Below are 14,779 nucleotides of genomic sequence, written 5' to 3'. Positions count from 1 at the left end.
CATTTTTTATTTTTTAGATGATTTTTATTTATTAAATATCGTTATATTTATAAATTTAGAATTTTATTCTGATTAATTCGGGTTTTATGGCAAAAAAAAAGAATAGACAATTAATCAAAATTTAGTACACTGACTTTACAGTGATACCGAAGATTGTACTTGAAGTAAAAAGTGCGGTTAAAATTCGGCAAGAATAATGAGTAAAAACGGAGTGATTTTATGAAGAAATTATCAGGCGCAGAAATGGTTGTGCAGTCGTTGCGTGATCAGGGAGTAAAATTTTTGTTTGGCTATCCGGGTGGATCGGTGTTAGATATTTATGACGCTATCCATACCTTAGGTGGCATTGAGCATGTGTTGGTTCGTCATGAACAAGCCGCCGTGCATATGGCTGATGGTTATGCGCGTTCTACGGGGGAAGTGGGCTGCGTGTTAGTGACTTCAGGCCCCGGTGCCACCAATGCGATTACGGGGATCGCCACCGCCTATGCGGATTCCGTGCCGTTGGTGGTTTTAACGGGACAAGTACCCTCTAATTTAATCGGCACCGACGCATTCCAAGAGTGCGATACCATTGGGATTACCCGCCCTGTGGTGAAACACAGCTTTATTATTCAATATCCTGAACAGATTCCAGAAATCATTAAAAAGGCCTTTTATATTGCCTCTACGGGGCGACCGGGTCCTGTGGTGATTGATATTCCTAAAGATATGGTCAATCCGGCCAATAAATATCCTTATGAATATCCAAAAGAGGTGAGCTTACGTTCTTATAACCCAAATTCGCAAGGTCATAAAGGGCAAATTAAAAAAGCCTTAAAAGCCTTATTGGTGGCGAAAAAACCGGTGTTGTACGTAGGCGGCGGGGTGGTGATTAACAACAGCAGTGACAAAGTGCGTCAATTTGCCAAATTATTAAATTTACCGGTGACGTCATCCTTAATGGGATTGGGAGCGTATCCCTCAACGGATCGTCAATTCTTAGGCATGCTTGGCATGCACGGGACTTATGAGGCCAACTGTGCCATGCACGACTCGGATTTGATTTTAGGGGTTGGGGTGCGCTTTGATGATCGCACCACCAATAATGTAAAAAAATATTGTCCACATGCCAAAATCATTCAAATTGATATTGACCCAACCTCAATTTCAAAAAATATTCCGGCAGCCATTCCGATTGTTGGCAGTGTGGATAATGTGTTTAGCGAATTTTTAGCCTTATTACAAGATGAAAATTTAGCCAAATCTCAATCGGATTTAACGGAATGGTGGCAACAAATCGATCAATGGAAAGCGAAAAAATGCCTTGAATTTGACCGCACTTCGAAAGAAATTAAGCCACAAGCGGTGATTGAAACCATTTATCGCTTAACCAAAGGCGACGCTTATATTGCCTCTGATGTGGGACAACATCAGATGTTCGTGGCGTTACATTATCCCTTTGATGAACCACGCCGTTGGATCAACTCAGGCGGTGCAGGCACCATGGGCTTTGGTTTGCCGGCAGCGATTGGGGTGAAATTTGCCCATCCAGACAGCACCGTGGTGTGTGTAACGGGGGACGGCAGTATTCAAATGAATATTCAAGAATTGTCCACTGTCAAACAATATGACACGCCCGTTGTGATTGTGAGTTTAAATAACCGTTTCTTAGGCATGGTGAAACAATGGCAAGATTTAATTTATTCAGGTCGTCATTCACAAGTGTATATGAATTCGTTGCCTGATTTTACGAAATTAGCCGAGGCCTATGGACACGTGGGGATTCAAATTAATCATGCTGATGAATTAGAAGAAAAGCTCACTCAAGCCTTTGCCATTAAAGACAAATTAGTCTTTGTAGATGTGTTGATCGACGCTACCGAAAATGTGTATCCAATGCAAATACGGGGTGGGGCAATGAATGAAATGTTGTTAGGCGCACCAGAAAAAGAATAAGGAGAAACAAAATGCGTAGAATTTTATCAGTATTATTAGAAAATGAATCTGGTGCCTTATCCCGTGTGGTCGCCTTATTTTCACAACGTGCGTTTAACATTGAAAGTCTAACCGTGGCGCCTACAGATGATCCGACCCTTTCACGGATGACCATTGAAGCCTCAGGTGATGAACAGATATTAGAACAAATTGAAAAGCAATTACATAAATTGGTTGATGTGTTTAAAGTGATCAGTTTAAGCGATTGCGATCATGTGGAACGTGAAGTGATGTTAGTTAAAGTACGTGCGACAGGCACGTCACGTGACGAGATCAAACGCTTAGCCGATATTTTCCGAGGCCAAATCGTGGATGTGACAACCAAATCTTATACTGTTCAGCTATCGGGTACCAAAGATAAATTGGATGCGTTTATTCATGCGTTAAAAGAAGAAACCAATGTGTTAGAGATTGTGCGTTCAGGTTTGATTAGCCTTTCTCGGGGCGAAAAAAATATGCTGTAATCAGCGTTTTATTTTATCTTATGATAAAAAAGGGGTCTCAATATGGAGAACCCTTATTTTTCTTAGCGCAACGCTATTCCTGATAGATTTTATTATAAATCTGACTTTCAAATTGTACTAATGGCGCACGTTTGGTTTTATTTTCTAGCTCGCCTGTGGAATAGCCATTAATAAACTGCACGAAAGCAATTTTCTCACCACGGGCATTAGTTATAAACCCCGCCAAATTATACACCCCTTTGAGTGAACCCGTTTTGGCAATCACATTTTTGACGAGGGGAGCCTGAATCAAACTGCCTCGTCCACTAATGGTGCCGTCGACGCCTGCAATCGGGAAAGTTTCTAGCAGATGTAATTTATCCTCATTTTTGGCGATATATTCTAACGCTTGTAACATGCTTTCGGGCGCAATAAGATTATGCCGTGATAATCCTGAACCATCTGCCACAATACTGTTGCCAAATTTGATATTGGCTTGTTTGGCTAAAATATTTTTTAATGCCATGGCGCCTAAATTAAAAGAGGCTGGACGTTGGTAATATCGATAAGCCACGGTACGGAAAATGGCATCTGCAATTTGGTTATCGGATTTTTTCATCATTTTTTTTAATAAATCCGGCAATGGTTTGGAAAAATGTTGGGCTAATAATGTACCTTTTTGTGGTTGACGTGGAAATTGTATATTGCCTTTAAATTGAATACCCAATCGGTTGAGTTGGCGTTGTATAATTGCCACCGCATAAGCGCTTGGATCTTGCACGGCAAAACTCAAACCAAAAGGTTTACTTTGGCGAGCAATACAGCCTTTAATTTGATAACGATTGTTGTCGTTCACCACGGCGTCGATTTGACAAAAACCAGCCTCTTCTTTGCTGACGACTTGGACTTGTCCAAACACTTGAATAGGATATTGTGAGGGAACATTAAATTTCACATTTTCACCCACATTTTGATTCGCATCTAATTCCACATAAAAGCAGTTATTATCGATATTAGCGGCGGCGGGAGGGGCATTAAAACACATGGTTAAATCATTCCAAATCCAACCTATACCACGGTCATGGCTTGCAAACACGGAAGTGTCTAAAATTAAATTTCCCGTAATATGCTGAATATTTTGTTTTTTGAGCTCCGCTAAGAGATTGTAAAGTTGGCCACTGGTTAAATCCGGATCCCCCGTGAATTTTACTATTAAATCACCGTTTAAGCTGTTATTTTGCACTTTGCCGTTGGTCAACAAACTCGTTTCAAATTGAAATTGATCGCCTAAGGTTAATTTCGCTGCCAGCGCAGTGAATACTTTTTGTGTACTGGCTGGCAGCATAAAGGTGCTCGCATGATGTTGTACCACAATTTGATTAGTTTGCAGATTTTTGGCCACAAAACCTAAACTTGTGCCTTGGGGAAGTTGTTGTGCAATGGTGGGAACATCCACCTGCGCAAAGAGTTGAGAAGAAAAGAGGAGGCTTGTAAATAGCCATTTTTTAGTTAAATTTTTCATTGTTGTGTTTTTGGGGTTGCTATTTTTTGTCAGACGAACAATAATAGCCCCTGAATAAGAGAGAGTAAATATTTTTCTCTATTAACCTGACATTTTTAATAGACTACGACATTGCCATTGCTTAAAAAGCAAATAAAAAACAATGCCGTGGTTTTGTTTTTACCTAAAAAAAGGAAATGGATTGATGTTAAAACAAATTCCAATGACCGTGCGTGGTGCGGCATTATTAAGAGAAGAACTTGATTTCTTAAAAAATACCCGCCGTCCTGAAATTATTAAAGCCATTGCTGAAGCGCGTGAACATGGTGATTTAAAAGAAAACGCCGAATATCATGCGGCCCGTGAGCAACAAGGCTTTTGCGAGGGGCGTATTCAAGAAATTGAGGGCAAACTGGCGAATTGTCAAATTATTGATGTTACCAAAATGCCAAATAATGGTAAGGTGATTTTTGGGGCGACGGTGGTGTTGCTGAATGTCGATACGGAAGAAGAAGTGAGTTATCAAATTGTCGGTGATGATGAAGCGGATATTAAACAAGGGTTAATTTCAGTCAATTCCCCCATTGCACGTGGGTTAGTGGGAAAAGAAGTTGATGACACCGTGACAATTACGACACCCGGCGGCAAGGTGGAATTTGATATTGTGGAAGTGGAATATAAATAATACCCTCACTTCCCGAAAATCCTAACGGATTTTCTCCGTCCTTTCCCAAAGGGAGAGGACGTAAAATTTGCTCCCAATGTGAGGATTATTTTTCTTATCTCGGGAAAATCCCCTCTCCCTATGGGAGAGGGCTAGGGTGAGGGTTATTTTTTCGGCAACTGAATTTTTTTATCTTCGCTTTGACGATATAGCACCACAATGTGGCCAATGGTTTGTACTGCAACGGATTGCGTTTCACGTACAATGGCGTCAATAATCAGTTGTTTAGTATCACGATCGGCACCCGCCACTTTGACTTTAATCAGTTCGTGATAATTTAATGCGTTGTCAATTTCTGCAAGCACCCCCTCGGTTAATCCGTTACCGCCGAGCATGACGACAGGATTTAAATGATGGGCGAGGCCTTTCAAAAATTGTTTTTGTTTGGTTGATAATGTCATTGACATAAATAATATCCTAATTGTAAAAAAAGTGCGGTGAAAAATACCGCAGTTTGGTTGAATTCGGCAATTTTACCCTTATATTAAGGAAACTACCACAAAATTTAAGAAATTATGGGAAGAAAAAGATCGGCAAGTTCAAGCCGTTGGTTAAATGAACATTTTAAAGATCAATTTGTACAGAAAGCACATAAGCAGAAATTGCGCTCTCGGGCTTACTTTAAACTCGACGAAATTCAACAAACTGATCGCTTGTTTAAGCAGGGCATGACAGTTGTGGATCTGGGCGCTGCACCGGGTGGTTGGTCGCAATATGTGGTGACCCAAATCGGCGGCAAAGGCCGAGTGATTGCTTGTGATATTTTGGAAATGGATCCGATGGTGGGCGTGGATTTCTTGCAAGGGGATTTTCGTGATGAAAATGTGCTTGCCGCATTATTGGAACGCGTGGGCGAGGCTAAAGTAGACGTGGTCATGTCGGATATGGCTCCCAACTTTAGTGGCATGCCCTCAGTAGATATTCCACGAGCCATGTATTTGGTCGAATTGGCCTTGGATATGTGCAAACAGGTGCTAGCCAACAAAGGCAGTTTTGTGGTGAAAGTGTTCCAAGGCGAGGGATTTGATGACTATTTACGTGAAATTCGCGCATTATTTAGTGTGGTGAAAGTGCGTAAACCGGAAGCCTCAAGAGAACGTTCCCGTGAAGTGTATATTGTGGCGACGGGTTATAAACATTAATTGCATTGATTGTTTTGATTAATGGTCATTTTATAGTAAGCTAACAACAATTTTTTAACTTTAATAACAATGGGGTCAAACCTTGAACGATATGATTAAAAATCTGGTCCTTTGGGTGGTTATTGCCGTCGTGATGATGACAGCATACCAAGGATTTAATTCAACTGATTCGACGAGTCGTATTGATTACACAACATTTATGACAGATGTGGAAAATCAACAAATTTCCCAAACGAAATTTAATGAAGTCGGGGAAATTTTTGTCACCAAACGAGATGGTACCAAATATACCACTGTATTACCAACCCCATTAGAAGATCGTCAAATTCTCAACGATTTGCTAAAACAAAAAGTCAAAGTTGAAGGAGCGTTGCCAGAACAACGTAGTTTATTCTCGCAAATTTTAGTGTCTTGGTTCCCAATGCTATTTTTGGTCGGCGTGTGGGTGTTCTTTATGCGCCAAATGCAAGGCGGTGGCGGTAAGGCCATGAGCTTTGGTAAAAGCCGTGCCAAAATGCTGAATAAAGAACAAATTAAAACCACCTTTGCGGATGTGGCGGGTTGTGATGAAGCTAAAGAAGAAGTGGGCGAAATCGTGGACTTCTTACGTGATCCAAGTAAATTCCAAAATCTTGGCGGTAAAATTCCGAAAGGTGTATTAATGGTGGGTCCTCCGGGTACAGGTAAAACCTTGATTGCTAAAGCCATTGCCGGCGAGGCAAAAGTGCCATTTTTCACTATTTCGGGATCGGACTTTGTGGAAATGTTTGTGGGCGTGGGCGCCTCTCGTGTCCGTGATATGTTCGAACAAGCGAAGAAAAATGCGCCTTGTTTAATTTTTATTGATGAAATTGATGCGGTTGGCCGTCAACGTGGTGCAGGTCTTGGTGGTGGTCATGATGAACGTGAACAGACCTTAAACCAAATGCTAGTGGAAATGGACGGTTTTGAGGGCAAAGAGGGGATTATCGTGATTGCGGCCACCAACCGCCCAGATGTACTGGATCCCGCCTTGGTTCGTCCAGGTCGTTTTGACCGTCAAGTGGTGGTAGGTTTGCCAGACGTTCGGGGTCGTGAGCAAATTCTTAAAGTACATATGCGTAAAGTGCCGATTGAAAAAGATGTCGATGCAATGACACTTGCTCGTGGCACCCCAGGCTATTCAGGCGCCGATTTGGCCAACCTTGTGAACGAGGCCGCTTTGTTTGCTGCACGCAGTAACAAACGTGTGGTGACCATGTTAGATTTTGAAAAAGCCAAAGACAAAATCAATATGGGCCCTGAACGTCGCACCATGATTATGACCGACAAACAAAAAGAAAGCACGGCTTATCATGAGGCAGGGCATGCCATTGTGGGTTATTTGGTGCCAGAACATGATCCTGTGCATAAAGTAACCATTATTCCTCGAGGCCGTGCCTTAGGGGTGACGTTCTTCTTACCAGAAGGCGATCAAGTGAGCATTAGCCAAAAACAATTAGAAAGTAAACTTTCTACTTTGTATGCGGGACGTTTAGCGGAAGACTTGATTTATGGAGAAGAAAATATTTCTACGGGTGCCTCGAACGATATTAAAGTGGCCACCAATATTGCGCGTAATATGGTGACCCAATGGGGTTTTTCTGACAAGCTAGGCCCGATTCTTTATACCGAAGATGACGGCGAGGTGTTCCTCGGACGCTCAATGGCAAAAGCCAAACACATGTCTGATGAAACGGCTCACGTGATTGATGAAGAAGTGCGTGCTATCGTGGCGAGAAACTACGATCGTGCCAGACAAATTTTGGTCGACAATATGGATATTTTACATGCCATGAAAGATGCCTTAGTAAAATATGAAACCATTGAAGAAGAACAAATTAAACAACTGATGAACCGTGAACCTGTGACGGCACCGAGTGGTTGGGACGACAAGAAACAGGATGAACCGACTCAGCCAGAAGATAAGACTGAGGCGCCTCAATCTAATAATCCAACTTCGACAATAGAAAGTGCGGATAAAAATGGCAAAGATTTTTAAGGTACAACTTTAACTTATCTTCGTGTAAAGGACTCGGGTAATCTGTTCCTAAATAATTAGGGCGTACTGAAATCAGCTCGCCCACAATAAAAATCCCAAAAGTGCGGTGTTTTTTTCGCAAGTTTTTTGGGATTTTTATTTTTGTTCCATCCCTGTAAAAAATTGCGCTGTCATTTCTCTTATTTTTCTGTTTTCTGCGTGATAACAAACACTTTGACATTATTGGGTTGATAAATCTGTTTTGCCATTGCTTGAATGTTATCAAGGGTGATATTTTCCGCCAATTGATGTAATTCGGTGAGATATTGGGGCGAATTGAATTGATTGTCGCTTAACATTAAGCGATTTAACCAAATGTAAGGGGATTTTTGGCGTTCTTTTTCGGCTTGTATAAATTGTTTTTTCGCTACTTGTACGTCGCTTTCGGTAATCTGTTCAGCCAAATGTTGTAATACCTGTTGAGCCTGTTTAATCAGCTCATGGGTTTTAACGGGATTAGCTGTGAAATACAGTTCGCTTTCAATGCGTTGTGTTTCTGGGTTGAGCTGGCTTTCAAAGCGTAAGCTATATACGCCGAGATGTTCATCGCGTAAGGATAATTTGAGTTTTTGACTAGCAATTTGGCGAAGTAATGACACTAAAACCGCATCTTTTCCTTGCCATTTGTGGGGTTGGAATGTCCAAAGTCGCACGTCATTTTTCGGGGCGATATTCATGGCAAAATCACGGCGGTCAACGCCCGTCAATGGCTGGGTTTGCTGGCTTGCAAGGGCTTGTTGGCGTGGAATCGTGCTTAAATATTGTTGAATAACCGTTTTTATTTGGTCGTATTCCATATTGTTCAACACATAATAAGTGGTTGGGGCATCTCGCATTTGTTGCCATTGTTGTTGCAATTTTGAATAGCTAAGATCCTGTAATTCTTCTAAATTCGGCAGGACATCCGTGCGTTCGACTCCGTAACGTAATTGCGTGAGGGTTTTAATTTGTTGATTTTCTAGGGTGTTTTTATGAGTTAAATCAAGGGCTTTAATCATTTGTTTTTTGACATCTTCTAAGCCTTGCGTAATCTCGGTTTCCTGTTGGTAGGCATAATATAAACGCAACAAATCCGCCAAATGAGTATTTTTAACCACCGCACTAAAAGATAATTTTTGTTCACTTTGTTTGGCTAATAAGTTGATATTATGCTGTTTTTTCCAATGCTCGATTTCTTCTTCCGTCCAATTTAACGGAGCATTTTGCATAAGTAATTGGCTGGCGATTTGGCTTTGCCAATAGCCTAGCCCCTCCCCTTGAAAACCTGCACTGCTTTGGGTTTGAAAATAAGTGCTGTCATTAGCCAACTCGCTTTTTAACCAAACTACTTTATCGCCGTTGGATAGGGTAAAGTAGATCACATTCTGTTCGGGATAGGATTTTTCCGCGATAATCGTTCCTGTTTGTTTAATGTCAGGAAAGGTTTTTAAGGGAATAATTTTTTCTTGCACGGGTTCAGAAAAACGCGTTTTTTCCGCTTTTTGTTGCAAATTCACCACCATTTCTTGTGTGATCGGTTCAATTTGGGTTAAACGCGGTGCTTGATATTGTACAATGCGATCTGGTTGTTTAAACCAACGCTGAATATGCCGATTTACCTCATCAAGGGTGATTTTTTGCAATAAGGGTTCGGTCAATTCGGCGAGTTCCTGTTGGCTATAATAGGGTTTATCGGCGAGTAAGGTTTCTTGCATCACTTGCACCCATTTGGCAAAATCTCGCTCGTTATTGACTTGGCGAGCTTTATCAATTTGTTGTTGAATCAGGGCTTTTTGCTTGGTTAAATCCTGCTGGGTAAAAGGGTGCTGTTTGAGCCGTTCAATTTCATTAAAAATTTGTTGTAAGCCTTGAGCATGGGATTGTTCATCCACCCCTGCAAAAATGCCCAATGCCACGGTGGTTTTACCAATGTCTGATTTCCGCACTACAAGGCTATTGACCCCTTGTGGCAGTTCGCTTTGTTGGTTACGTAAACGTTGCGTAAGTAAATTTAAGGCAATGCGATCCAATAAACGTAGGTAACGCCCTTGTTCACTTTGTTGACGTAAATGATGTTCATCAAAACGGACAATATAAGCCACTTGGCTCATGCCACTTTGCGGATCTTGCAATTGAATAGTGCGTAACGTATCGCTTAAGCGAGGTTCATAATAATCCCGTTGTGGCAATGTTTTGGCTGGAATCGGAGCAAAATATTGCTGAATGAATTGTTCTGTTTGTGCCACATCAATATCGCCCACAATCAGCAATTGCATATTGTTCGGTACATACCAAGTGCGGTAGAAATTTTGCAAGTTTTCGGCAGGCATGTTCATAATGCTTTCTTGCGTGCCAATCACTGGGGAGCGAGTATAACGTGAATCAACACGCACCGCATTGGTGCGTAAACGATTCATACGTTCGCTCACGCCTTGCCCTTGTCGCCATTCTTCGAGGATAATTTTACGTTCATCATCTAAATCTGTTGCAGTGATTTTAGCGTAAAACAGCATTTGAGATAGCACATCAAACAGTTGATTTAAATCGGGTTTTCGTGGGGGAGAGAACAGGTAAGTGGTGCTGTCATTGGTGGTTACCGCATTATAATGTCGTCCGCGTTGCCATTGTTGAGCATGCAAATAGGGCATAATGCCATGGGGATATTTTTTCGAAGCACGAAAGGTTAAATGTTCCACCATATGCGCCACACCAGTTTGCTCATCAGTTTCATCCACTGCTCCTGCATTGACTTTTAGGCGAATTTCCACTCGCCCTTTATCTTCATGCAATGGCATAAGAGCATAACGCAACCCATTATCCAGTTGACCGCTAATAGGCTGGCGATCATCAGCTTGAGCAGATTGTTGCAAAGCAAACATCAAAACAAGTAATAAGTGGAAGAAAAAAAGCATAGATTAGGTGGCTTATATTTTGCTAGTTAAACGTTAAAAGAGTTTCATTTTAGCCTAATCAATTCATAAAATAAACCATTATCCATTTTTACACAGGGGTTTAGTAGGTAAGCATAATGCCAATTTTCAACATCCATTTTTCAAGCAAAGCTCTTCTTTTTGTACTGAAAAATTGTTAATTTTGTGATCTTGATTCCAAAATTGAAATAAAAATCTTGTCAGATTCCAACCGCAGTTAATAATGCTCCCACTTATTCAAAACAGGAGCAACACTATGCAACAATACACGCAACAACATTCACGCTACATTGATCTCACGACCGACTACGGTTTTAAACGCATTTTTGGTATGGAGTCCCATAAAGAAATCTTAGTGGCGTTTTTAAATGAACTTTTTAAAGGTAAAAAAGTGATTAAAGATTTGATTTACAACCAAAATGAACATGTCGGCAATACATCAAAACTCGGCTCAGTGATTTTTGATTTAACTTGCACCGCCGAGGATGACACTCAATTTATTATTGAAATGCAGCGCAGTGATCAAGATAACTTCAAACAACGCACCATCTATTACGGGGCAAAATTGCTCAGCGATCAAGCGCCAAAAGGTGGGCGAGATGAATGGCAATACGCTATCACCGAAGTCTACGTTATAGCCATTATGGACGGATTTAAATTTTCTGACAGCCATGACTATTTGCACGATATTTGCCTTTGCAACAAACAGACAGGAGAAATTTTTTATGATAAACTTGGCTTCATCTATGTTGAGTTAATTAATATTAAGTCAAGAGAACAGTTGACCACTACTTTAGAAAAATGGCTGTATGTACTAAAAAATATCGTAAAATTCAATGAATTACCTGATTTTTTAGATGACCCAATTTTTGAAAAAGTCTTTGAAATTGCGGAATACAGCAATTTAGATAAGAAGGAGCAAAAAATGTATGATGTCAGTCTTAAACGCAAATGGGATGAATATTCTTTGTTAAGCTCAGCGACTAATAAGGGAATTAGACTAGGGATTGAACAAGGTCGCTCAGAAGGTCGATTGGAAGGTCGATTGGAGGGACGTTTAGAAACGCTGAAAGCAAGTGTCACAAATATGTTTGCTCTTGGATTAGATGTAAAAACTATTGCTAAATACATAGGCGTTTCTGTTGAAGATATTGAAAAACTACAACCCAATAAGGGATAAAAAACCATGTATGATGTCAGTCTTAAATGCAAATGGGACAAATATGCTGTGCATGAATATTGGGAAACAAAAGGACGGCAGGAAGGCGTTTTATTAGGGATTAAAGAAGGACTTGAACAAGGACGATTAAATACGATGAAAGAAAACGCCCTAACTATGCTTCACCGTGGTTTTGATACGCAGACTATCTCTGAGATTATCGGCTTATCCCTTGCCGAGATTGAAAAACTAAGGGAAAGTGTTCATTAAGTATATTTGCGGCTTGTAAAAAAACGCTCTTAAAAAATAAGAGCGTTTTTGCTATGTAAGGTTAAGTATTACCAATTATAACTCACACCTAACCAGAAGTTTCTACCCATACGCCAGTAAGGTCTTGCCGTGCTGGCAGATGTACTTACAGGCACTTGTTTATTCAGTACATTGTTGACATCTAATGTGATCTCAAGATATTGATCTTTGACCGTTGGCTGGGTGTAAGTAAAACGCCAGTCAAGGTTAAAGTAACCTGGAATGCTTTCATCATAGTATTGCGTCACCTCGCCCACATAATCACCGCATACCGCCGCTGTGGCAACTGAACCCGTACTGCTTGCACCATTACAATAATAAGGGTAGTCAGATGTGGTACGTTGGGTTTTTTTACCCGTATAACTCAAGGTATGATCCCATGATAGGTTAATGCTTGGGAATTTAGTGCGAATTGTGCCTAAGATTTTCCACGGCGCATTATAGTCTGCGGGTGGAATTTCTTCGCTATCGTATAATTGCCCATTATAAATGGCTTTTGAATAGATATCAGAAACCGTAGTAGAATCATAATTACGGTTATTGGTGCGATAATGATAAATAGATCCTGCTAATGTCCAATCCAATTCAATGCCTTTAAATTGATAGGTTTTGGCTGAATTTAAGGCAATGGAAATGGTATCATTTTTAGATGTCCCGTTATTGACCCAAACATGATAGGCTGTGCCGTCAATAATGCGTTGTTGAGTGCCTAATTGATCACGGCTGTTACGATGCACCCATTTCACGGTTAAATTATGATCCCATAATTTTTGGTTAAGCCCCAACACAAATTCATCGTTATACGGGGTTTTGACTTTATTCATGGTGCGTCTAACACCATTATAGAATGAGGAATTGAATTCCCAGTCCCCTACCGTATTATCGGTATTTAACCCACGATTATAACGTTCAGTTTGTGCAATGCCTTGACGCAATTTTTGAGCCAAATTTGAACGAGCATAATAACGGTTTGCCCCCCCGAAAATTTGCGTGCTTTGATCGCCAAATACATCATAAGAAGTCGACAAACGATGTGCCAATGAGGTGTTACCATAGAATTTATTGTAGTCCACACGCAAGCCAAGGGTGGTTTCTAAACGCCCCCATTTGATGTTATCTTGCAGATATGCACCATAATCATGATCATCGGCTTTAATATTTCTTGTGGCATAATATTGGAGAGTGCTTGCATAGCCTACACCGTCTTGACAGAAATCAGCACCATTACATATGACATTATTACTGTTAGTGTAATAATATTGTGAACCTGCTCTATCCCGTTTATATTGGGCTTTGGATAATTCCGCTGACCAACCAAAAGAGAGATTATGGGAAGTCGCTCCTAAATCAAACTCTTTGAGTTTAAAGTCTTGTTTAGCAGTGTAGCTTTCTTTTTCCGTATAAACTCTACCTGTGCCACCGTAACGGCTTTCGTAGAGATAATCATCGGTATATTCAGCATTATATTGAACATAATAGTCGCTACCATATTCTCGTTCATTACCTGTTTTTTTATAGCCTAAATGGGTTTTCATTTCTAAATTAGCAAATTGTTTTTCCCATTCAATACTGCCTTGAATCCCACCGCCTGTTTCAGTGTAACGCCCGTTAATCACATTATTTGTCGGTTTTTCCGCTTTATGCGGAGAATAAATCAAGGTAGCACGCCATAAATCGCCATTATCAGGCAAATATACCCCACGTAATAAGAAGGTTTCATTTACTCGTTTTTGATGATTTGGCACTAATCCGCCATCAGCATAACGCAAATCAGTATGATAGTAATCAATTTCAGATGTGGTGCGATCATAAGCAAAAGTTAAGCCAAATTTATCATTAACAGGTGTACTATGAGTAAAACCATAACTGTGTTTGACATAGTGTTCATGATTATTGAGATAACGGTTATTCGTGGTATCCCCCGTCACATAATAATCTGCCCACGCACTTCTTGTGGTGCGGTAATACACTCGCCCCGTGGCTTTTTCTAAGTTAGGGTCTTTCAATTCTGCATTAATTACACCCCCTGTGAAGTTGCCGTATTTGGCTGAAATATTGCTATCAAACACTTCCACCGTTTTGAGTAAACTTGGGTCAATCCATAACGATTGACTGTTACCGTCTGGTAAAACGTAAGGCTCATTGTTATCAATCCCTCTAGCATCTGCCCCTGGATTTAAATTGTCATTATTCGACATGCCGTCAATAATAAAATTATTTTCCCAATATTTTTCACCGTGAAAACTCACTTCATTCGGTTTAATTTCCCCTGCATTGGCAGCACTATCAGCACTATTAGAAAATTGCACATTGGGATTGGTACGCAATAATTCAGTAATATGGCTATTGCGAATCGGTGTGTGTTTGACTTGATCAGCGGTAATGGTCTGTGTTCCCATTTGCTGGCTAAAAGATGTGCCAGTCACTACAATAGTTTCCAAAGATTCGCCACTGCTGTCTTCAGTGTCATTTTCCTGTGCAAACACAGGGGCAGAAAAGCTAGCCAAAATACTGCTGGCTAATAATGTATAAGAAAAACGTTTAGTCATGATTTAC

At 40.6% G+C, this 14,779-nt stretch carries 11 protein-coding genes; 7 read left to right on the top strand and 4 right to left on the bottom strand.

Annotated features, from left to right (window positions below):
• Positions 1 to 219: 219 nt before the first annotated feature.
• The gene (locus ACTG7X_RS05665) at positions 220 to 1,938 is read left to right on the top strand and encodes an acetolactate synthase 3 large subunit (RefSeq protein ID WP_439257575.1); all 1,719 of its coding nucleotides are present in this window, start codon (positions 220 to 222) and stop codon (positions 1,936 to 1,938) included.
• Positions 1,939 to 1,949: 11 nt separating this feature from the next.
• Positions 1,950 to 2,441 (top strand): acetolactate synthase small subunit, encoded by a 492-nt coding sequence (ilvN, locus tag ACTG7X_RS05660; RefSeq protein ID WP_439257574.1) that lies wholly within the window; start codon positions 1,950 to 1,952, stop codon positions 2,439 to 2,441.
• Between the two features lie 73 nt (positions 2,442 to 2,514).
• Here ilvN and dacB read toward each other — a convergent pair whose 3' ends face one another.
• Positions 2,515 to 3,942: a serine-type D-Ala-D-Ala carboxypeptidase gene (gene dacB / locus ACTG7X_RS05655; RefSeq protein ID WP_439257573.1), complete on the bottom strand. Its 1,428-nt coding sequence runs from the start codon at positions 3,940 to 3,942 to the stop codon at positions 2,515 to 2,517.
• A gap of 184 nt (positions 3,943 to 4,126) precedes the next feature.
• Between dacB and greA the strand changes: the two genes are divergently transcribed.
• A complete protein-coding gene (greA, locus tag ACTG7X_RS05650) occupies positions 4,127 to 4,606 on the top strand; it encodes a transcription elongation factor GreA (RefSeq protein ID WP_439242529.1) in 480 nt (159 codons plus the stop codon).
• Between the two features lie 143 nt (positions 4,607 to 4,749).
• Here the strand turns inward: greA and yhbY are convergent, their stop codons facing one another.
• Positions 4,750 to 5,052 carry a ribosome assembly RNA-binding protein YhbY gene (gene yhbY / locus ACTG7X_RS05645; protein WP_439257572.1) on the bottom strand — a complete coding sequence of 101 codons (303 nt, stop codon included), beginning with the start codon at positions 5,050 to 5,052 and terminating at the stop codon, positions 4,750 to 4,752.
• Positions 5,053 to 5,160: 108 nt separating this feature from the next.
• On the opposite strand from yhbY, the gene rlmE reads away from it, so the two are divergent.
• Both rlmE and ftsH read left to right on the top strand, forming a co-directional pair.
• Entirely contained in the window at positions 5,161 to 5,787 is a 627-nt protein-coding gene (rlmE, locus tag ACTG7X_RS05640; RefSeq protein ID WP_439242533.1) for a 23S rRNA (uridine(2552)-2'-O)-methyltransferase RlmE, read from the top strand.
• Positions 5,788 to 5,878: 91 nt separating this feature from the next.
• Entirely contained in the window at positions 5,879 to 7,807 is a 1,929-nt protein-coding gene (gene ftsH, locus ACTG7X_RS05635) for an ATP-dependent zinc metalloprotease FtsH (RefSeq protein ID WP_439257649.1), read from the top strand.
• A 179-nt stretch (positions 7,808 to 7,986) separates the two neighbouring features.
• Here ftsH and ACTG7X_RS05630 read toward each other — a convergent pair whose 3' ends face one another.
• Positions 7,987 to 10,737 (bottom strand): insulinase family protein, encoded by a 2,751-nt coding sequence (locus ACTG7X_RS05630; protein ID WP_439257571.1) that lies wholly within the window; start codon positions 10,735 to 10,737, stop codon positions 7,987 to 7,989.
• A 274-nt stretch (positions 10,738 to 11,011) separates the two neighbouring features.
• Here ACTG7X_RS05630 and ACTG7X_RS05625 point away from each other — a divergent pair, with 274 nt between their 5' ends.
• Both ACTG7X_RS05625 and ACTG7X_RS05620 read left to right on the top strand, forming a co-directional pair.
• A complete protein-coding gene (locus ACTG7X_RS05625) occupies positions 11,012 to 11,935 on the top strand; it encodes an Rpn family recombination-promoting nuclease/putative transposase (protein ID WP_439257570.1) in 924 nt (307 codons plus the stop codon).
• 6 nt (positions 11,936 to 11,941) lie between these two features.
• A complete protein-coding gene (locus tag ACTG7X_RS05620; protein WP_439257569.1) occupies positions 11,942 to 12,184 on the top strand; it encodes a hypothetical protein in 243 nt (80 codons plus the stop codon).
• A 68-nt stretch (positions 12,185 to 12,252) separates the two neighbouring features.
• On the opposite strand, the gene ACTG7X_RS05615 is transcribed toward ACTG7X_RS05620, so the two are convergent.
• Positions 12,253 to 14,772, bottom strand: coding sequence for a TonB-dependent receptor plug domain-containing protein (locus ACTG7X_RS05615; RefSeq protein ID WP_439257568.1), 2,520 nt, complete (start codon positions 14,770 to 14,772; stop codon positions 12,253 to 12,255).
• Positions 14,773 to 14,779 lie beyond the last annotated feature (7 nt).

The organism is Lonepinella sp. BR2271 (genome assembly GCF_051851515.1).
GTDB lineage: Bacteria > Pseudomonadota > Gammaproteobacteria > Enterobacterales > Pasteurellaceae > Lonepinella.
The sequence above is the reverse complement of the archived record's forward strand: the minus strand, read 5'-3'. Positions and strand labels throughout refer to the sequence as shown.

Excerpts from the sequence above, each read along its gene's own strand:
- ACTG7X_RS05665 (WP_439257575.1), top strand. The coding sequence starts at position 220 with ATGAAGAAATTATCAGGCGCAGAAATGGTTGTGCAGTCGTTGCGTGAT.
- ilvN (WP_439257574.1), top strand. The coding sequence starts at position 1,950 with ATGCGTAGAATTTTATCAGTATTATTAGAAAATGAATCTGGTGCCTTA.
- dacB (WP_439257573.1), bottom strand. The coding sequence starts at position 3,942 with ATGAAAAATTTAACTAAAAAATGGCTATTTACAAGCCTCCTCTTTTCT.
- greA (WP_439242529.1), top strand. The coding sequence starts at position 4,127 with ATGTTAAAACAAATTCCAATGACCGTGCGTGGTGCGGCATTATTAAGA.
- yhbY (WP_439257572.1), bottom strand. The coding sequence starts at position 5,052 with ATGTCAATGACATTATCAACCAAACAAAAACAATTTTTGAAAGGCCTC.
- rlmE (WP_439242533.1), top strand. The coding sequence starts at position 5,161 with ATGGGAAGAAAAAGATCGGCAAGTTCAAGCCGTTGGTTAAATGAACAT.
- ftsH (WP_439257649.1), top strand. The coding sequence starts at position 5,879 with ATGATTAAAAATCTGGTCCTTTGGGTGGTTATTGCCGTCGTGATGATG.
- ACTG7X_RS05630 (WP_439257571.1), bottom strand. The coding sequence starts at position 10,737 with ATGCTTTTTTTCTTCCACTTATTACTTGTTTTGATGTTTGCTTTGCAA.
- ACTG7X_RS05625 (WP_439257570.1), top strand. The coding sequence starts at position 11,012 with ATGCAACAATACACGCAACAACATTCACGCTACATTGATCTCACGACC.
- ACTG7X_RS05620 (WP_439257569.1), top strand. The coding sequence starts at position 11,942 with ATGTATGATGTCAGTCTTAAATGCAAATGGGACAAATATGCTGTGCAT.
- ACTG7X_RS05615 (WP_439257568.1), bottom strand. The coding sequence starts at position 14,772 with ATGACTAAACGTTTTTCTTATACATTATTAGCCAGCAGTATTTTGGCT.